Source organism: Bradyrhizobium sp. ORS 111 (genome assembly GCF_045571485.1).
GTDB lineage: Bacteria > Pseudomonadota > Alphaproteobacteria > Rhizobiales > Xanthobacteraceae > Bradyrhizobium.
This window is the reverse complement of the sequence record NZ_CP120701.1, coordinates 2,719,062-2,735,681: the sequence shown is the minus strand read 5'-3', so window position 1 is coordinate 2,735,681 and position 16,620 is coordinate 2,719,062. Positions and strand designations below refer to the sequence as shown.

The window sequence follows — 16,620 nt, the reverse complement described above, 5'->3', positions numbered from 1 at the left end:
AGATCGAACGCATGTGGCGCCGCTATCTGTTCACCGGGATGTTCGCCTGGCTCGCCGCCACCGCGCCGGCGTCCGCATACGTCGCCTACGTCTCCAACGAGAAGGGCAACACCGTCACGGTGATCGACACCGACAACTGGACCGTCACCAACACGATCAAGGTCGGCCAGCGGCCGCGCGGCATCGAATTCTCGCACGACGGCAAGTTCGTCTGGGTCGCGGTGGGAGACGACGACACGATCCAGGTGATCGATACCAAGACCCAGCAGATCGTCGACACCCTGCCCTCCGGTCCCGATCCTGAATTGTTCACCCAGGACGCCGCCGGCAAGATCATGTACGTCGCCAACGAGAACGATAACACGGTCACGGTGATCGATCTCGAGAAACGGACCCGGCTTGGCGACATCCAGGTCGGCGTCGAACCGGAAGGCATGGCTGTCAGCCCCGACGGCAAGATCCTGATCAACACCTCCGAAACCACCAGCATGGCGCATTTCATCGATACGACGACGCGCCAGGTCGTGGCCAATGTGCTGGTCGACTCGCGACCGCGCTTCGCCGTCTTCAAGCAGGACGGCTCGGAACTGTGGGTCTCCTCCGAGATCGGCGGCACGGTCTCGATCATCGATCCCGCCAAGCACGAGGTGACCGGCAAGATCACCTTCGCCATTCCAGGCCTGCGCAGCGAGGCGATCCAGCCCGTCGGCATCGGCATGACCAAGGACGGCAAGACCGCGTTTGTTGCGCTCGGCCCGGCCAATCGCGTCGCGGTGGTCGACGCCACCGCGCACAAGGTGCTCAAATATCTCCTGGTCGGGCAGCGGGTCTGGCACATGGACTTCACCCCGGACGAAAAGTACCTGATGGTCACCAACGGTGTCTCCAACGACGTCTCGGTGATCGATGTCGCCGCGCAAAAGGTGATCAAGACCATCCAGGTCGGGGAATTGCCCTGGGGCGTCACGATCGGAAAGCCATGACAGCAACCGACGCGCACATCGCTAATCAGCCTTCGCCAGCCTCTGCACCGGAGGCAGGCGCTGCCGTTCAGCCTGCGCTGTCGATCGACAATATCAGCCACAGCTATGGCCCGCGCCGCGCCCTGATCGACGTCAATTTCACGGTCGCGCCCGCCAGCTTCACAGCACTGCTCGGCCTCAACGGTGCGGGGAAAAGCACGCTGTTCTCGCTGGTGACCCGGCTGTTCGGCATCCAGACCGGCCGGATCAGCATCTTCGGCCATGACATCAGCCGGACGCCGGGGGAAGCGCTGCGGCTTTTGGGCGTGGTGTTCCAGCCGCGCACGCTCGACCTCGATCTCTCGCTGACGCAGAATCTGCTCTATCATGCAGCCCTCCACGGCATCTCGCGGCGCGAGGCGCGCCTGCGCAGCGCGGAGGTGCTGGACCGCATTGGCCTTGCCGATCGAGCCGGCAGCAAGGTGCGCAACCTCTCCGGCGGCCAGATGCGGCGGCTCGAGATCGCCCGCGCACTGCTGCACCGACCGCGCCTGCTGCTGCTTGACGAAGCAACCGTCGGGCTCGACGTCAAAGCGCGTGCCGATATTCTCGATCACGTCCGTCAACTCGTCACCGAGCAGGGCATTGGCGTGCTGTGGGCGACGCACCTGTTCGACGAAATCATGCCGAGTGACGATCTCGTCGTGCTGCATCAGGGCAAGATGCTGGCACACGGCCAGGTATCGCGTGTCATCGCGGATGCCGGGGCTCAGGACGTCAACACCGCGTTCATGCGCCTGACCGGTACGCAGACGCTCACCGGGAGGCCGCCAGCATGAGCAGCACGACGGTTACATCGGCGCGAAGCGGCTTCGCGCTATCGGAATACATCGTCTGCCTCAACGGCATCGTCTGGCGCGAGGCGCTGCGCTTCCTGCATCAGCGCGAGCGCTTCGTCTCGGCGCTGGTCCGGCCGCTGGTGTGGCTGTTCATCTTCGCCGCCGGCTTCCGCCAGGTGCTCGGCATCTCGATCATCCCACCCTACGAGACCTACATCCTCTACGAGGTCTATATCGCGCCCGGCCTGATGGCGATGATCCAACTCTTCAATGGCATGCAATCCTCGCTGTCGATGGTCTATGACCGCGAGATGGGCAACATGCGGACGCTGCTCGTGAGCCCGTTGCCACGTGGCTACTTGCTGTTCTGCAAGCTGCTGGCCGGCACCGCCGTCTCCTTGCTGCAGGTCTATGCATTCCTGCTGATCGCTTGGTTCTGGGATATCGCGCCGCCGACGATCGGTTATCTCACGGTGCTACCGGCACTGGTGCTGTCCGGCCTGATGCTCGGTGCGCTGGGCATGCTGATCTCGTCCGTCATCAAGCAGCTCGAGAATTTCGCCGGCGTGATGAACTTTGTGATCTTCCCGATGTTCTTTGCCTCATCGGCCCTCTACCCGCTCTGGCGCGTGCAGGAGGGTAGCCCGTTGCTGTACTATGTCTGCCAATGCAATCCCTTCACGCATGCGGTGGAGCTGATACGGTTCGCATTGTACAGCAAGATGAACTGGGTCTCGCTTGCAGTGGTTGGAGGCTGCACCGTGGTCTTCATGATCGGCGCGATCGTCGCCTACGATCCATCGCGTGGCCTCGTGCGCCGCGGTCCTGGCGGAGGCGAGGCATGAGATGGCCAGTCGAGACGTGGGCAATTGCGGGCGGCGCGCTGCTCGCCATCACGCTGTCGAACCATGCGGCGTTGGCCGCCGACCCGCGCTATCCGGACTGGCCATGCGCCCAGGCCAAGGTGCCTGAAATCTCGGTCGCCGCTGTCTGGGCAGGGCCGTCGCTCGATGACGCGGAAAGTAAGTGGAAGGACGATCCGAAGGTCAGCGCGCTGGTAGCAAAGCTTTCGGCGCGCCGTGTCCCGCTCGACGAGGCGGAGAAGGAGATCGCCAGTTTTCTATCGGCCGCTGCGGCCGACAAGACCAACGCCGGAAAGCTGCTGTTTGCCGGCCTGTTCGATACGCTCAACGCGCAGCGCGCGTCCATCATGAACGGATTGGAGCGCGTCATGCGCAAACAGCGCCAGGCGGCGGAGAAGATCCGCACCGATACGCTTGCGCTGCAGGCGCTGCAGGACGCGACGCCGCCGGATCAGGCCAAGGTCGATGAGCTCGGCAACCAACTGACCTGGGAGACGCGGATCTTCGAGGATCGCCGCCACGTGGTGAAATATGTCTGCGAGGTGCCGACCACGATCGATCAGCGCCTTTTTGCGCTCAGCCGCGCGATCCAGCAGGAGCTGGACTGACGCTTGCGGCAAGGCACCTCGGGTCTCCCCGGCAAATGTCCGAGACAAAAACGCCACACAAAGGCCCAGGATAAAGTGCGGAACCAACCGGTCCGCTTCCTCGTTGTCTCCAACTATGTCTGAGCTTGGGAGACACCGATGAGAGCAGCTAAGATCGCCCTGACCAGCCTTGCGGCTGCAAGTCTGGTCACGTCAGCGGCTTTGGCCCAGCAATCCATGTCGGGAATAATCACCAAGATTGACCGATTGGCTGGAACGATTGCCATCCAGCAGACGGAGTCCGGCACGGTCGGGGCGGCCAGCGGCGCTCCGGAATACAAGGTACCAAAGGGCCAGTCGCTCGAAGCCTTCCACGCCGGCGACAAGGTCAGTTACTCGACCACCGAGAGCAACGGCACCAAGACGATCGACAAGCTCGAGAAGAAGAAGCCGTAGCGGCCCACGGACGCGCAAAGGCCGCGGCCGTCATTTCTCCTCGCCGGCCCGCGGTTCGGGCTCGGCGGGTGCGAGCGGCAGCAGGGCACGCCCCCAACCGTCGGTTCCATCCGGATACCACGCGACGTTGCGATAGCCGTAGGACAGCGCGCGCTTGGCGGCATTCCAGGACATCCAGCAATTCTCCTGGCAGTAGATCACGAGCAACGTCGCGGTGTTGCCGCCGGAGGCATGGACCAGCCCGCGCTTCAGATAATCCTCCGTCGATGGGGCGAGCCCGCCGTAGCCGGTATCGGGCAGCCAGATGCTGCCGGGAATATCGTGGCGCGGCTTGTCACGCCACACAGTGCCAGCAGGCAGATTTGCCGGCCTCGGCGCGCGCGGCAGCACGTCGATGAAGCTGCCCGACTTCTCGCGCCAAATGGCCTCGGCTTCCTCCGTGCTGAGCACGCGCGCGCCTGCCAGCGTCGTGGGCACCGGAGCGCGGTAGTCCTCGGTGCGATAATCCGCAGGTTCCGCGGGACGATCCTGCGCATTGCCAGGTATGGCAATTGCCAGAAGCGCGGCGAGTGCGGCTGCGGACAGCCTGATCATGGCGACTTGTTGGCGGTCTCCGGACCAATCGGTTGATCGTGCTCGTCGAGCAGCGGAACGCCATAATCGAGCAGTATCTTGTTGATCGCCGGCTGGTTCTCCTGGATCAGACGATTGAGCTGCCGTTTCCAGTTCTGATCGGCCGCCCGCACACCCATCCCAATGCGATAGACAAGCTTCGGTCCCGTGGTCTCCTTGACCAGCGGTGTGACATGCAGCGGCGGATTCGACTTCTTGGCGTAGAATCCCGCCATCGGTCCCCATAGGATGCCGGCGTCGATCTCGCCCTTGGTCAGGTCGGTGATCATCGCCTCCGCCGAGGAATCGAAGCGCGTGTCGATCATCAGCGGATAGGGTTTCGCATTCCCCATCAGCCCGGCGATTGCCATATTTGTCGCCGGCGGCGTACCCGCAATGATGCCAATATGCTTGCTCTTCAGCCGCTCATCTTCCAGCGTTGCGACGTCTTCGAGTCCGCCGCCGGGCTTGGTGACCAGGGCGTAAGCCGTGCGGTAATAGGGATTGGTCCCCTGCGCGAGGTCGTCACCCTGAGGGAATCCCATGATCACGTCACAGCGATGCGACCCGAGCGTTACCCGCACGAAGCCCGTCGCCTGCGGGAAGTACATGTAGTCGAGCTTCTTCTGCAGCTTCGCGGCAAACAGTTCGCCGATCTTGTTCTCGAATCCCTCACCCTTGTCGTTCGAGAACGGCAGGTTGCGCGGATCGGCACAAATGCGCAGAACCTTGGGATCGACGAGTTCGATGGAGAGTTCGCCCTGATCGTTGACCTGGGCCAGCGCCATGCCGCGCCCGATGAAGCAGGCGATAACGCCGGCAAGCGCGAACAATGCGGGACGACATCCGACATTTCTCATCACGTGGTCTCCTCTCGATCGGATGGGTCGCCGCCATCCATAGATTGCCCGCCGCACCATGGCGTGCAACAGGAATAATCATCGCGACCGCGTGGCGTTGCTTGCTGCAATGCAAACCGGGCGCTCAAGCGTTCGATCTTGCGTCTCGGTGAAACCAAGGCGGAATCATGGTTCATGGCATTTCAGTGATGGCGCTGGTCCTGACGCTCGCTGCCTCGACAATAGCGCGGGCGCAGGAGCCGGAATTGCCTGTAAGCGAAGTCGCCCCCGGAATATTCGTGCACACCGGGGTCATAGCACTGATGACGCGTGAGAACGAAGGCGCCATCGCCAATGTCGGGTTTATCGTCGGTGGCAGCGCCGTCGCCGTCATCGACACTGGCGGCAGCGTCCGCGAGGGCCGCCGGTTGCTGGCCGCGGTCCGCAGTCATACCGACAAGCCGATCCGCTATGTGATCAACACCCATGCCCATCCTGACCACAGCTTCGGCAACGCCGCCTTCGTCAACGAGGGGACGAGCTTCGTCGGCCACAAGAACCTGCCGCGCGCGCTGGCCGTGCGCGGGCGATTCTATCTCGACGGCTTTCGCCGAACGATGGGCGACGCACTGATCGACGAGGTCCGCATCATTCCGCCGACTGTGCTGGTCGAGGATACGCTCAAGCTCGACCTCGGCGGCCGGACCCTCACCCTCAAGGCATGGCCCACCGCCCACAGCGACAACGATCTGACGGTGCTCGATGAGCGGACCAGAACCCTGTTCGCCGGTGATCTGGTGTTCCTGACTCATATTCCCGTGGTCGATGGCAGCCTGAAGGGCTGGCTGGGTGAACTCGACGAGCTTACGGCCATCCCTGCGCAGCGCGTGGTTCCCGGTCACGGGGCCGTGAGCGAATGGCCTGCGGCGCTCGCGGATGAGCGGCGTTATCTCGGCGTGCTGGCCGCCGACATTCGCGCGCTGATCGCGAGCGGCAAGCCGATCACGGCGGCCGCCGAACATGCCGCGGCGTCCGAACGGACTCGCTGGGAGCTCTTCGACGACTACAACGCACGCAACGCAACTGCAGCATTCTCAGAAATGGAATGGGAATAGCTTGACCCGTGCCCTATAGTGACGCTGCCACATTGGATCAGCGACCATGCTCCGACATCGCATCCGTCAGCTCCGCTTCGCCGGCATCGTATCGATCGCGCTGGCTGCGCCTGCCGCGCCCGCGGCCAGCACGGATGCCTATGATCCCTGGCCCGGGCTCGTCCAGGACATCTTCAACAACCGTCCGATGAGTGACGGCAGCGACGTCATCGGCATCGAGATGCCGGCGCGGGCGGAGGACGCCGCGATCGTGCCGGTGACGCTGCGCACCAAGCTGTCGCCCGGTGACAGCCGTCGCGTCAAGACGATCACGCTCGTGATCGACCAGAACCCCGCGCCGATGGCGGCCAAATTCACCCTCGGTGCGGACGCTAACGTCACCGAGATCTCGACCCGGGTCCGGGTCAACAATTACACCGACGTGCACGTTGTCGCCGAACTCAGCGACGGCAAGCTTTATGTGGCCAAGACCTATGTGAAGGCATCCGGCGGCTGCTCGGCGCCGGCGGTCAAGGACGCCGAAGAAGCGAAGAACCGGTTGGGCCAGATGCGCTACCGGCAGTTCGCATGGCCGGAACAGGGGCCCGCGAGCAACATCCGCGATGCCCAGATCATGATCGGCCATCCCAACAATTCCGGCCTTCAGATGGACCAGGTCACGCACCTCTACATCCCGGCCTTCTTCATCAACGAGCTACACCTCTGGCAGGATGACAGCCCGGTGCTCGCGATGGAGGGGGGAATCTCGATTTCCGAGGATCCCAATATCCGCTTCACCTATGTCTCGAACGGCGCAAAGCACTTCCGCGCCGAGGCCAAGGACACCGACGGGCATATTTTCCAGCATGAATGGAATGCCGACGCTTCCGGGACCTGACGTTACAGCCGCGAGATTCTACTGGTTTCCCTCCTCCTGAGGGGTGCCGCAACGGGGCCGCCTCGAAGAACGCAGGGCGCACATCGGGCTTCGCGGTTCGCGCGCTCTTCGCACCATGACGGGCTGTTAGAAGCACCTGACTTCGGCTTCCGCCTGCGCACGCCGGAGGTCGTTGAGCGCGTTCGTCGCCTGTTCGGACGAGCGGAACTGCGTTCCCAGATTGCCGCGCACCTGCGACATGCTCAATACCGTCTCGGCGGTGACGTAGCGCTCATAGGGGATGAGCGAGGCAACGACGTCGACCGAGCAGGAGCACTGGTCAAGCGTCTGCCGGGTCTCGCCATTGGCCTTCATGCAGCCGAACACGTATTCGGCACGCGCCGAGGTCGGATAGTCGTTGATCTCGTCGGCCCGCGCGCCCATGCCGGTCGCGGCGAGCACGGCCGAGACGGCGACAATCGGTCCTAGCATGCCAGCTCGTGCCATGGTCCTGCTTCCTCTTCTCCGGCCGCAGGCTATGCTATGAGTCGACGACAGAAAAGAAAACATTCGGGGAAGTGGCTCACGAGACGATGAAGGGTTCTGTTCGCATGCTGCTGGCCGCGGCCGTTCTGGCCGTCATGCAGGTCGGCACCTCCTGTGGCGCGGAGACCATCCGCATTGCAGCGCAGAAGACCGGGACACTGGCCTGGGAACTGGCGGTCATCCGCTCCCACGGTCTCGACAAGAAGGCCAATCTGTCGATCGACATCGTCGAGCTCGCAAGTCCCGAAGCCGGCAAGATCGCACTGCGTGCTGGCACGGCCGATGTGATGGTGTCCGACTGGCCCTGGGTATCGCGCGAGCGCTCGCTCGGCGCCAAGCTGCAATTCTACCCCTATTCGAGCGCGCTCGGCGCCGTGATGGTCCCGGCCCCCTCCCCGATCAAGACGCTCGCCGACCTCAGGGGTCGCAAGCTCGCCGTCGCCGGCGGCGCGATTGACAAGAACTGGCTGCTGCTGCAGGCGTCGTTGAAGCAGGACGGCATCGACCTGAAGTCGCAATCGACCATCGTCTACGGCGCCCCGCCGCTGCTCGCGGCCAAGGCGCTCGGCGGCGAGATGGATGCTGTCCTCAACTACTGGAATTTCTGCGCTGCGCTTGAAGCCAAGGGCTTTCGCCGGCTTGCCGGCATGGAAGACGTGCTCAAGAAGCTCGGCACCAAGGGACGGATTGCGATGATCGGCTACGTCTTCGACGAAGCCTGGGCCAGCGCCCACCGTGACATGGTCGCCCGCTTCATCGCCATGACAAGCGCGGCAAAGGAAATGCTTGCCACATCGGATGCCGAATGGGATGTGATCGCGCCGCTGACCGGCGCGCCCGATGCCGCCACCCTGCATGCCTACCGCGACCGCTATCGCGAAGGCATTCCGCGCCGAACGGTCGCCGAGGAGGAGGCCGATGCGCGCGTGTTGTACCGCGTGCTGGCGCAGATCGGCGGTCGCGAGCTGGTCGGGACCGCAGCCGAGCTCGACCCCGGCACCTTCTATCAAGCCAATCCCGGAGACTGAGGTGCTGCGTCTCCTGTCATTCGTGTTGTTCATTGCGACCTGGTGGATTGCCTCGCTCTTGATCGGCGAGGCGAAATTGCCGGCGCCGCCCGTGGTGCTGACGGCGATGACCGCCGAGGCGCGGTCCGGGGCGCTGTTCCTCAATCTCGGCGCGACACTGGCGCGCGTCGCGCTAGCCTTCACGCTGGCGATGGCGATCGGCTCGGCGATCGGCTACGCGATGGGCCGGGTCCAACTGGTCAACCGGCTCGGTGATCCCTGGCTGATCCTGCTGCTCAACCTGCCGGCGCTCGTCGTCATCGTGCTCGCCTATATCTGGGCCGGGCTCACCGAGGTTGCGGCGATCGCGGCGATCGCCATCAACAAGCTCCCGACCGCCGTCGTCACCCTGCGCGAGGGCGCCCGCGCGCTCGACCCGGCACTGGACGAGATGGCGACGGCGTTTGCGGTTCCGCGCGGTCGGCTGTACCGGCACGTGATCCTGCCGCAGCTTGCGCCCTACGTCGCGGCTGCTGCGCGATCCGGACTCTCGCTGGTCTGGAAGATCGTACTGGTCGCCGAGCTGCTCGGACGGCCGAACGGTGTTGGCTTCGAGATCGGCGTCGCCTTCCAGCTCTTCGACATCCCGCTGCTGCTCGCCTATTCGCTGAGCTTTGCGGCGGTCGTGCTGGTCATCGAAACCCTGCTGGTACAGCCGTTTGAAACCAGGCTATCGCGGTGGCGGCTCCGTGCAGCTTGACGTCAATATCACGGGCAAGAGCTTCGAGAACGCGGCCGGCAAGCGCCACGACGTGCTCGGCAACATCACCTTCACGCTGAACGCCGGCGAAGTCGGCGTGGTGTTCGGTCCCTCGGGCTGCGGCAAGAGCACCCTGCTCAGGATTCTCGCCGGCCTCGACCGCAACTACCAGGGCAAGGTCGCGCGCTCAGCGGGCGTTCGGCTCGGCATGGTGTTTCAGGAGCCGCGGCTGTTGCCGTGGCGTTCGGTCGAGGAGAACGTGCGGCTCGCCGCGCCGCATGTCGACGGCAGCAGGCTGGCGACGCTGTTCGCACTGCTGGAATTGAGCGCGCACCGCGGCCATTTCCCGGGCGAATTGTCGCTCGGCCTCGCCCGGCGCGTCGCGCTGGCGCGAGCCATTGCCATAGAGCCGGATTTCCTCATCCTCGACGAGCCGCTGGCTTCGCTCGACAGCGCACTTGCCGGACGGCTGCGGGACCAGATCGCAACGCTGGTCGCCAGCCGAAAGATGATGACGCTGCTGGTTACCCACGATCTCGATGATGCGGTCCGCCTCGGCGACCGGCTGTTCTTCCTGTCGGCACGGCCGGCCCGGATCCTCCACGTCGAAACGATTGCCACACCGCGGGCGACGCGAAGCGAGCAGGAGATCACCGAAATCAAGACGCGGCTCTTGCAGTTGGACCTTGCAAATATGTGAGGCGCGTTCATCCTTCAGGAAACTCCAGGGAGGCTTCTCGATGTCGCGTGCGTTGATCGTGGTTGCTGTCTCGCTGCTCGCCGGGCCGGGCCTGGCGCTCGCGCAAATCAAGGGCAAAGGCATCCGCCTGTGGAATCTGACCAGCGCGACGATTTCGGGCTTTGAGCTGTCGCCGGCCGGCAAGAACGAGTGGGGTCCCAACCAGACACTGAACGACAAGGACAAGGAGGTCGACCACGACGAGCGCCTGCGCATCATCGGCGTCGAGCCCGGCCGCTATGATGCCAAGGTCAACTACGCCGGCTCCAGGCAGTGCTTTGTCCGCGACATCGAGATCAAGGCCGACGCGGTGTTCTCGGTCTCCGACAAGGACCTGAAGGACTGCAACAAGTAAGCGCCTAGAGCGTTTTCGAGCGAAGTGGATACCGGTTCGCGTGAACGCGTCAAAACAAGAATCTAGAGCTTCGGTTCTGATTCAATCAGACCCGAGAAATGCTCTAACCCGCCGGCGTATCGCTGCCCGCGTCAGCGTGGTCGTTGGCATGCGGGTATTCGCACCGCCATTTCACCGCCGTCCATTTCGGGTGCTCGCCGATCCATTGCGCGATATAGGGCGGCGCAGCCATCGCGCATTGCTGCAGCGATCCCTGCCAGTCAAACACCAGGTGCTTCTCCTCGCAGGTGGTGGGCGACATCACGGCACATACCGTGACGATCAAGTCGATCAGGTTCATGTGCACTCCTCAAAACGTGCCCATCGCCAGATAATGCGGCGAAGTCCGCAATCACGCAATCCGCGGTTTCACAGCCCCGTGAAAGAACGCAGGAACCGGCCCCTAAAGCGAGGGTTATTTGTTTGACACGATCCTTTCGGAGAACCGCTTCAGACTTTTCCGGATCATGCTCTAGAAATTGACGCCGAACACCAGGCGTGCCTGGTGGCGCTCGAAGTTGACGAGGTCCAGCGTGGCGTTGCTTCCTGGGCGTTGCCCCCAGGCCTGGATGCCCCAGGCGGCGGTCAGGCGGGAGCTCTCCGAGAGCTGAAAATACGCGGTGGGGCCGATGAAGAGCGCCTGTCCCGCGAACGCATCGAGGCCGATCCCGTCATATTTCCTGAGGTAGCGCGCCTCGCCCCCGAGCAGGATGCCGGGCCGCACCTGCACCATCAGCCCCAATGCCGCGCCGATGGTAGAGTCCTGTTCGGCCGAGCCCGTCGCGGGCACGCGGGTCCATTCCGGCTCATAGCTCAGATTGAGAGCAGCCACGGCAACATTCGGGATCACCTCGCGGTCGAACGCCGCAGTGAATTCCGTGCCATAGCTGCGAACCACCGCCGCAGTCGTCTCGTCAACGCGATCGGCATGTGTCTCCATCGCCAGCGTCATGCCGAACGGCGCGGTCTCGCGATCAAGAAAGCGGTAACGGAGATCGACTGACAGGCCCTGCCAGGATAGTTGGCGGCGATCATCGAGACCCGGTACGCCGGCGATGTCATGGGCCATGAACGTCGTTCCGACCTCGACGCGGAAATCCTGCATCGGAACGAACTCGGCTTCGAGCTGCTGGCTCATCGCGCGATAAGTCCCACTATCCTTGGCGAAGCGACCCGTAGTCACGCTTTGGAATTCGCGCTCGCCGACGGTGCCGACATCCGATCCGATCATGAAGCCGAAGATGTGCTCGGTATCGATGCCTTCGGCTTGCACGGCAAGCGGCAACAGCGCGGCGACGATCGCGGTCGCAGCACATAAGGTCTCTGTCCACCAAACCTGGTTCAGTCCGAAAGCCATCGGATCGACTTAAAAACCCGCGCCCCTGCAAGGAGGCTCCACCCTAGCTCAGGCGTATGGCGGTAAGCAAATCTGGCTACGGGCGCACATCGGCTCGCAAGCCGCTCTCCGTGCCGATCGATGGTTTAGAACGGCAGCGCATTCGCTGCCGAAGCGCGGACGCCTGCCGCGGCTCGATGCAGCAAGCTGCACGAGCCGGGCAGATCGTCTCGACTCACTTGCGCGCTGCGCAGGCGTACATGTTGATTTCCATGCCCACCGGCACTTCGACGATCTTCGGAGTTTTCCAGGTCATTCGCGTGCTCCCAAGTAAGCTGGCGCGAGACTCGCGCCGGGGGCGAAAGCTAGGGCCGCCTCCAGCCAGGCGCAAGCCGACGCGATAACGGCTGACTTCGCTGCTGGACATGTGCCTTGACCGATGGCGCAGCCGGATCCGCCCGGGCGCAAGCGGTCCAGGGCAACGGCCGACACTGTTCCGTCAGGCCTTTTCCGGCTTCGGCCAGGCGCGGAGGCGATCCCTGTCCCCTGGCCATTTCGATCGTGTCTTGTCCAGGAGCGAAATCGCAATTTTTTTTGTCATGGCTGCAGCCGGAGCCGGACCACCTGCAACGAGCCCCCGCATGGTCAGCAGAAACGGGCGCCCGCACCGTTATTTGAGCAGGCGCAGCAACGCACGCCCGGCGCGCGAATTCAACTCCTTCGCGTCCAACATCCAGTCCTTGTCCGGGTCGGCCGCGTTGAAGCGCTGTTCGACGACCGCGAGATATTCGTCGAGCGCGAGCGCGGCGTCGTGATCGGGATCTACCGCAGCCAGTTCCTTCGCGGTCAGCCGCCCCTTCAGTTCGCGCGCGTCGAGCGTGCCGTCGTGATCATGATCGAGCCTTGCAAACAGGCCGGCGGCAGCCCTCTTGGCCTCGGCAAGATCGACGGTGCCATCATTGTCCGGGTCGAGCATCTTGAGCGCGCTGGCACGGCGGGACGCCGCCAGTGCGGGGCCGGACAGAACGGCTGCGAGCAACGCCAGAGCAACGGATCGACGCGATATCATCATTCGTCTCGTTTCGCTCGGACAGCGACGCGGAACATAGCCTACTCGTCGAGGCTGACCATAGCGGATTTCAGCGAAGCTTCGCACAGCTTGTACAGACCGCGGGCCGCTGTCGGGTTTCGGGTGGAAAGAAACAGCCCCTGTGATCATCTCGCGATGCTTCTCGATTGCAACGCACCATATAAGCGAACGAGGCCAATCATGTGCTGCATTGATCGGAACGCCTTGGGCTGCTTCTTCGCACTCTGTCTGGTCGCATCCGCGTCCGCCCAGAACGGGCAGCCTGCTCCAGTGGGACAGACGACCCTGCAGGGTACGTTGACCGGCAAGGAGCGGCTCGGCCGCAAATGGACGGACGAGCAGCGCATCGACAATTGCAACGTGCCGCCCGACAAGTGTGGCACCAAGCCACGTCCGACCGCCTGCCGGCACACACCATCGAGTTGATCCATTCCAGGACGGCTGCGAGCGGTCGCGCACCGCTGGTGCCGAGTATTCCACGGCGCGGTAAGCCGTCGAGGCATTTGTGGAAAAAACGAACGCTCGAAGCTTCGCTGCTCCGACAGCACGGCTTGGCGCGCGTTTCCGTATTGACGCGTTTTGCTTTCCAGCGGATGGTTGCAACTGCAACGTCAGGAATAGGCGTGCAAGATAAAGTCCATTGGGAGGAACGGATGAAACGCATTGCGCTGGCCGCAAGCCTCGTAGTCTTTGCATCGTACGGTGCAAGCGCCCAAACCACCGAGCAGTTGGTTAAGGGTGCGACTGATACTTCAAATGTTCTCAATTACGGCATGGGCTACAATCTTCAGCGCTTCTCGACGCTGAATCAGATCAATAAGGAGACCATCAAGAATCTGGTCCCGGTCTGGAATTACAGTCTCAACGACGACCGCAGCGAGGAATCGCAACCGCTGGTCTATCAGGGCGTCATCTACCTCACCACGCACAACGCGACGATCGCGGTCGAGGCCAAGACCGGCAAGCAGATCTGGAAGAGCAAGGTCGAATATCCCGCAGAGACGCCACGCATCGTTTGTTGCGGCATCATCAACCGCGGCGCCGCGCTGTACGACGGCAAGGTGTTCCGCACCACGCTCGACGCCAATGTGATCGCGCTCGATGCCAAGACCGGCAAGGAGCTGTGGCGTCAGAAGGCCGCCGACATCAAGGAAGGTTACTCGATGACGGTGGCCCCGCTGGTCGCCGACGGCGTGGTCATCACCGGCATCTCGGGCGCCGAATTCGGCACCCGCGGCTTCATCGACGGCTGGGATCCGGCGACCGGCAAGCGACTCTGGCGCACCTACTCGATCCCGACCCCTGACGAGCCCGGCGGCGATACCTGGAAGGGCGACACCTGGAAGCTCGGCGGCGGCTCGACCTGGATCACCGGCTCCTACGATCCGGAGTTGAACACGGTGTATTGGGGCATCGGCAATCCCGGGCCGTTCAATGCGGCCGTGCGCCCCGGCGACAACCTCTACACCTGCTCGGTGCTCGCGCTCGATCCGAAGACCGGCAAGATCAAGTGGCACTACCAGTTCTCGCCGAACAACCCGTTCGACTACGACTCGGTGGCCGAAATGGTGCTTGCCGACATGAATGTCGAGGGCAAGCCGACCAAGGTGCTGATGGACGCCAACCGCAACGGCTTCTTCTATGTGCTCGACCGCACCAATGGAAAGCTGCTCGCGGCCAATCCTTATGTGAAGGTCAACTGGGCCACCGGTATCGACATGAAAACCGGCCGCCCGATCGAGACCGACGTCGCCAAGGACGCGCGCGACGGCAAGAAGGTCACCGTCTATCCGTCGATCCTCGGCGGCAAGAACTGGGAGCCGATGTCGTACAACCCGCAGACCGGCCTCGCCTATGCGAACACGCTCGCATTCGGCGGCAGGTACAAGGCCGAACCCGTCACCTTCAAGCAGGGCGAGTGGTATCTCGGCATGGACCTGACTGATCCCTGGGAGTGGGGTGACGGCCCGCGCGGCCATCTCAAGGCGATCGATCCCTTGACCGGCAAGGCGAAGTGGGAAGCACCGAGCGACATTCCGCGCTTCTCCGGCGTACTGTCGACCGCAGGCGGCGTTGTCTTCACCGGCGCGTTGACCGGCGAGTTCGAGGCCTTCGATGCCGAGAACGGCAAGAAGCTGTGGCAGTTCCAGACCGGCTCGGGCATCGAGGGTCAACCGGTGACCTGGCAGCAGGACGGCGTGCAATACGTCGCCGTCACGTCAGGCTATGGCGGTGTCTACTCGCTGTTCTCTGGCGACGAGCGGCTTGCCAAGGTGCCGCCCGGTGGCTCGCTCTGGGTCTTCGCGGTCAAGCACTGAGCGCGGAGCGGACGTGACTGAAAGAGCAACTCTGTTGACGGCGGCGATCCTCGCCGCCGTCGCGACGGCCTCGATCGTGCAGATTGCGGCTGCCGCCCAGCAACCCAGTGCAATTGACCTTCAGGGTCAGGTCGACCAGGGCAAGGTGACCTACGCGAAGAACTGCTCGCATTGCCATGGCCCCAACATGGTCAACTCCGGAACCATCACGCCGGACCTGCGCGCATTCCCTGACGACAAGACGCGCTTCGTGACCACCGTGAAGCAGGGAAAGAACGGCAGGATGCCGCCCTGGGCGGACATTCTGACCGACCAGGAAATCGCCGACGTCTGGGCCTTCGTGTCGAGCCGGAGGAGTCCATGAGGGCCTTCCTCGCCGGCTCAGTGACTGCCCTCCTCCTTGCATTGGCGATGACGACCGCGGTGCGAGCCGCCGACGAACCGCTCAAGGTGTGCCTCGACGAGGATCTTCCGCCTCTCTCCGCGCATCATCGCGGCAAGCCCGACCAGGGCTTCGATGTGGCGCTCGCGCGAGCGATCGCCGAACGGCTTGAGCGGCCACTCAAGATCCAGTGGTTCGAAAGCAAGCTCGACGAGGATTCCAGCCCCTCGCTCGAGGCCAACGCGCTGCTGTCGGACGGCCGGTGCTCGCTGGTCGGCGGCTACGCCCTGACCAAGGACTCGCTCGTGGTGCCCGGCGTCAAGACCGCCAAGCTGCCGGACTTCGACGGCGCCACCCGGGACGACCATCGCCGGCGGATTCCGATCGGCGTGCTGGTGCCGAGCCAGCCCTACATCTATTCGCCGATGACAGTCGTGCTCGGCCCCAAGGCCAGGGACCGCAAGATCGCCGGCATCGGTGATCTCGCCGGCCTCCGGATCGGAATCGAGAGCGGAACGCTGGGCGATGCCGTCCTCATGACCTTCGACAAGGGCAAGCTGATCGACGATATCACTCACCTTGTTCCGGGCCGCAGCGATCTGCTCGGCTCGATCGAAAGCGGCGAGTTCGATGCGACGCTGCTCGACATGCGTCGGTTCGATGCCTACCGCGCAAGCCATCCTGACACCAAGATCACTGCGTCCGGATACTACTATCCGATCGGCGCCAATCGCGGTTACGTCGCGCTCGACAGCGACAGGACGCTGCTGGACACGGTGAACAAGGTACTCTCGGAGTTGCAGGCCGGTGGCAAGATCGCCGAGCTGGGTCAGGCGGCCGGCCTCACCTACCTCGCCCCGCGCGAGCCGATCATCCTCGGCGACGTCTGGCTGAAGATCCTGAACCGGTAGGACCGGAC

The 16,620-nt window shown here is 63.5% G+C and carries 22 protein-coding genes; 15 read left to right on the top strand and 7 right to left on the bottom strand.

Annotated elements, in window-relative coordinates:
• Positions 1-11: 11 nt before the first annotated feature.
• The 5 genes from P6U30_RS12445 to P6U30_RS12425 all read left to right on the top strand — a co-directional run bounded on the left by P6U30_RS12445 (position 12) and on the right by P6U30_RS12425 (position 3,707).
• Positions 12-983: a YVTN family beta-propeller repeat protein gene (locus P6U30_RS12445; protein WP_407169305.1), complete on the top strand. Its 972-nt coding sequence runs from the start codon at positions 12-14 to the stop codon at positions 981-983.
• A complete protein-coding gene (locus tag P6U30_RS12440; RefSeq protein WP_407169304.1) occupies positions 980-1,801 on the top strand; it encodes an ABC transporter ATP-binding protein in 822 nt (273 codons plus the stop codon). Before P6U30_RS12445 ends, P6U30_RS12440 begins: the two co-directional genes overlap by 4 nt.
• Entirely contained in the window at positions 1,798-2,646 is an 849-nt protein-coding gene (locus tag P6U30_RS12435; protein WP_407169303.1) for an ABC transporter permease, read from the top strand. The genes P6U30_RS12440 and P6U30_RS12435 overlap by 4 nt, the downstream gene beginning before the upstream one ends.
• Positions 2,643-3,272 (top strand): hypothetical protein, encoded by a 630-nt coding sequence (locus tag P6U30_RS12430; protein ID WP_407169302.1) that lies wholly within the window; start codon positions 2,643-2,645, stop codon positions 3,270-3,272. The genes P6U30_RS12435 and P6U30_RS12430 overlap by 4 nt, the downstream gene beginning before the upstream one ends.
• A 138-nt stretch (positions 3,273-3,410) precedes the next feature.
• Positions 3,411-3,707, top strand: coding sequence for a copper-binding protein (locus P6U30_RS12425; protein WP_407151316.1), 297 nt, complete (start codon positions 3,411-3,413; stop codon positions 3,705-3,707).
• A 30-nt stretch (positions 3,708-3,737) separates the two neighbouring features.
• Here the strand turns inward: P6U30_RS12425 and P6U30_RS12420 are convergent, their stop codons facing one another.
• Together P6U30_RS12420 and P6U30_RS12415 are read right to left on the bottom strand one after the other, a co-directional pair.
• Positions 3,738-4,301, bottom strand: a complete 564-nt coding sequence (locus P6U30_RS12420; protein WP_407169301.1) for a PQQ-dependent catabolism-associated CXXCW motif protein — start codon at positions 4,299-4,301, stop codon at positions 3,738-3,740.
• Positions 4,298-5,179, bottom strand: a complete 882-nt coding sequence (locus P6U30_RS12415; protein ID WP_407169300.1) for a substrate-binding domain-containing protein — start codon at positions 5,177-5,179, stop codon at positions 4,298-4,300. The genes P6U30_RS12420 and P6U30_RS12415 overlap by 4 nt, the downstream gene beginning before the upstream one ends.
• Positions 5,180-5,346: 167 nt before the next feature.
• Here P6U30_RS12415 and P6U30_RS12410 point away from each other — a divergent pair, with 167 nt between their 5' ends.
• Together P6U30_RS12410 and P6U30_RS12405 are read left to right on the top strand one after the other, a co-directional pair.
• Positions 5,347-6,273 (top strand): quinoprotein relay system zinc metallohydrolase 2, encoded by a 927-nt coding sequence (locus tag P6U30_RS12410; RefSeq protein WP_407169299.1) that lies wholly within the window; start codon positions 5,347-5,349, stop codon positions 6,271-6,273.
• A gap of 46 nt (positions 6,274-6,319) precedes the next feature.
• On the top strand, positions 6,320-7,150 hold the full coding sequence (locus P6U30_RS12405) for a quinoprotein dehydrogenase-associated SoxYZ-like carrier (protein ID WP_407169298.1): 831 nt from the start codon (positions 6,320-6,322) through the stop codon (positions 7,148-7,150).
• 126 nt (positions 7,151-7,276) lie between these two features.
• On the opposite strand, the gene P6U30_RS12400 is transcribed toward P6U30_RS12405, so the two are convergent.
• Complete coding sequence (locus tag P6U30_RS12400; RefSeq protein WP_407169297.1) at positions 7,277-7,636, bottom strand: hypothetical protein; 360 nt, start codon at positions 7,634-7,636, stop codon at positions 7,277-7,279.
• A 104-nt stretch (positions 7,637-7,740) separates the two neighbouring features.
• On the opposite strand from P6U30_RS12400, the gene P6U30_RS12395 reads away from it, so the two are divergent.
• Genes P6U30_RS12395 through P6U30_RS12380 form a run of 4 tightly spaced genes read left to right on the top strand, consistent with a single transcriptional unit; the run spans position 7,741 to position 10,536 of the window.
• Complete coding sequence (locus tag P6U30_RS12395; RefSeq protein WP_407170439.1) at positions 7,741-8,703, top strand: ABC transporter substrate-binding protein; 963 nt, start codon at positions 7,741-7,743, stop codon at positions 8,701-8,703.
• A gap of 1 nt (position 8,704) precedes the next feature.
• Positions 8,705-9,442 (top strand): ABC transporter permease, encoded by a 738-nt coding sequence (locus tag P6U30_RS12390; protein WP_407169296.1) that lies wholly within the window; start codon positions 8,705-8,707, stop codon positions 9,440-9,442.
• Positions 9,432-10,142: an ABC transporter ATP-binding protein gene (locus P6U30_RS12385; protein WP_407169295.1), complete on the top strand. Its 711-nt coding sequence runs from the start codon at positions 9,432-9,434 to the stop codon at positions 10,140-10,142. The genes P6U30_RS12390 and P6U30_RS12385 overlap by 11 nt, the downstream gene beginning before the upstream one ends.
• Before the next feature lie 40 nt (positions 10,143-10,182).
• Positions 10,183-10,536: a hypothetical protein gene (locus tag P6U30_RS12380; RefSeq protein WP_407169294.1), complete on the top strand. Its 354-nt coding sequence runs from the start codon at positions 10,183-10,185 to the stop codon at positions 10,534-10,536.
• 103 nt (positions 10,537-10,639) lie between these two features.
• Here the strand turns inward: P6U30_RS12380 and P6U30_RS12375 are convergent, their stop codons facing one another.
• From P6U30_RS12375 to P6U30_RS12360, 4 genes are all read right to left on the bottom strand, one after another.
• Entirely contained in the window at positions 10,640-10,876 is a 237-nt protein-coding gene (locus P6U30_RS12375) for a hypothetical protein (protein ID WP_407169293.1), read from the bottom strand.
• 171 nt (positions 10,877-11,047) lie between these two features.
• Positions 11,048-11,932 (bottom strand): hypothetical protein, encoded by an 885-nt coding sequence (locus P6U30_RS12370; RefSeq protein WP_407169292.1) that lies wholly within the window; start codon positions 11,930-11,932, stop codon positions 11,048-11,050.
• Between the two features lie 214 nt (positions 11,933-12,146).
• On the bottom strand, positions 12,147-12,227 hold the full coding sequence (pqqA, locus tag P6U30_RS12365; RefSeq protein WP_035721241.1) for a pyrroloquinoline quinone precursor peptide PqqA: 81 nt from the start codon (positions 12,225-12,227) through the stop codon (positions 12,147-12,149).
• A gap of 354 nt (positions 12,228-12,581) precedes the next feature.
• On the bottom strand, positions 12,582-12,980 hold the full coding sequence (locus tag P6U30_RS12360; RefSeq protein WP_407170438.1) for a calcium-binding protein: 399 nt from the start codon (positions 12,978-12,980) through the stop codon (positions 12,582-12,584).
• Positions 12,981-13,271: 291 nt separating this feature from the next.
• Here P6U30_RS12360 and P6U30_RS12355 point away from each other — a divergent pair, with 291 nt between their 5' ends.
• From P6U30_RS12355 to P6U30_RS12340, 4 genes are all read left to right on the top strand, one after another.
• Positions 13,272-13,427, top strand: a complete 156-nt coding sequence (locus tag P6U30_RS12355; protein ID WP_407169291.1) for a hypothetical protein — start codon at positions 13,272-13,274, stop codon at positions 13,425-13,427.
• Positions 13,428-13,654: 227 nt separating this feature from the next.
• Complete coding sequence (locus P6U30_RS12350; protein ID WP_407169290.1) at positions 13,655-15,319, top strand: methanol/ethanol family PQQ-dependent dehydrogenase; 1,665 nt, start codon at positions 13,655-13,657, stop codon at positions 15,317-15,319.
• Positions 15,320-15,332: 13 nt separating this feature from the next.
• A complete protein-coding gene (locus P6U30_RS12345; RefSeq protein ID WP_407169289.1) occupies positions 15,333-15,683 on the top strand; it encodes a c-type cytochrome in 351 nt (116 codons plus the stop codon).
• Positions 15,680-16,612, top strand: coding sequence for a substrate-binding periplasmic protein (locus tag P6U30_RS12340; protein ID WP_407169288.1), 933 nt, complete (start codon positions 15,680-15,682; stop codon positions 16,610-16,612). Before P6U30_RS12345 ends, P6U30_RS12340 begins: the two co-directional genes overlap by 4 nt.
• The last annotated feature ends 8 nt before the right edge of the window (positions 16,613-16,620 follow it).

Coding starts and splice junctions, on each gene's coding strand:
- P6U30_RS12445 (WP_407169305.1), top strand. CDS start 12: ATGTGGCGCCGCTATCTGTTCACCGGGATGTTCGCCTGGCTCGCCGCC.
- P6U30_RS12440 (WP_407169304.1), top strand. CDS start 980: ATGACAGCAACCGACGCGCACATCGCTAATCAGCCTTCGCCAGCCTCT.
- P6U30_RS12435 (WP_407169303.1), top strand. CDS start 1,798: ATGAGCAGCACGACGGTTACATCGGCGCGAAGCGGCTTCGCGCTATCG.
- P6U30_RS12430 (WP_407169302.1), top strand. CDS start 2,643: ATGAGATGGCCAGTCGAGACGTGGGCAATTGCGGGCGGCGCGCTGCTC.
- P6U30_RS12425 (WP_407151316.1), top strand. CDS start 3,411: ATGAGAGCAGCTAAGATCGCCCTGACCAGCCTTGCGGCTGCAAGTCTG.
- P6U30_RS12420 (WP_407169301.1), bottom strand. CDS start 4,301: ATGATCAGGCTGTCCGCAGCCGCACTCGCCGCGCTTCTGGCAATTGCC.
- P6U30_RS12415 (WP_407169300.1), bottom strand. CDS start 5,179: ATGAGAAATGTCGGATGTCGTCCCGCATTGTTCGCGCTTGCCGGCGTT.
- P6U30_RS12410 (WP_407169299.1), top strand. CDS start 5,347: ATGGTTCATGGCATTTCAGTGATGGCGCTGGTCCTGACGCTCGCTGCC.
- P6U30_RS12405 (WP_407169298.1), top strand. CDS start 6,320: ATGCTCCGACATCGCATCCGTCAGCTCCGCTTCGCCGGCATCGTATCG.
- P6U30_RS12400 (WP_407169297.1), bottom strand. CDS start 7,636: ATGGCACGAGCTGGCATGCTAGGACCGATTGTCGCCGTCTCGGCCGTG.
- P6U30_RS12395 (WP_407170439.1), top strand. CDS start 7,741: ATGCTGCTGGCCGCGGCCGTTCTGGCCGTCATGCAGGTCGGCACCTCC.
- P6U30_RS12380 (WP_407169294.1), top strand. CDS start 10,183: ATGTCGCGTGCGTTGATCGTGGTTGCTGTCTCGCTGCTCGCCGGGCCG.
- P6U30_RS12375 (WP_407169293.1), bottom strand. CDS start 10,876: ATGAACCTGATCGACTTGATCGTCACGGTATGTGCCGTGATGTCGCCC.
- P6U30_RS12370 (WP_407169292.1), bottom strand. CDS start 11,932: ATGGCTTTCGGACTGAACCAGGTTTGGTGGACAGAGACCTTATGTGCT.
- pqqA (WP_035721241.1), bottom strand. CDS start 12,227: ATGACCTGGAAAACTCCGAAGATCGTCGAAGTGCCGGTGGGCATGGAA.
- P6U30_RS12360 (WP_407170438.1), bottom strand. CDS start 12,980: ATGATATCGCGTCGATCCGTTGCTCTGGCGTTGCTCGCAGCCGTTCTG.
- P6U30_RS12350 (WP_407169290.1), top strand. CDS start 13,655: ATGAAACGCATTGCGCTGGCCGCAAGCCTCGTAGTCTTTGCATCGTAC.
- P6U30_RS12340 (WP_407169288.1), top strand. CDS start 15,680: ATGAGGGCCTTCCTCGCCGGCTCAGTGACTGCCCTCCTCCTTGCATTG.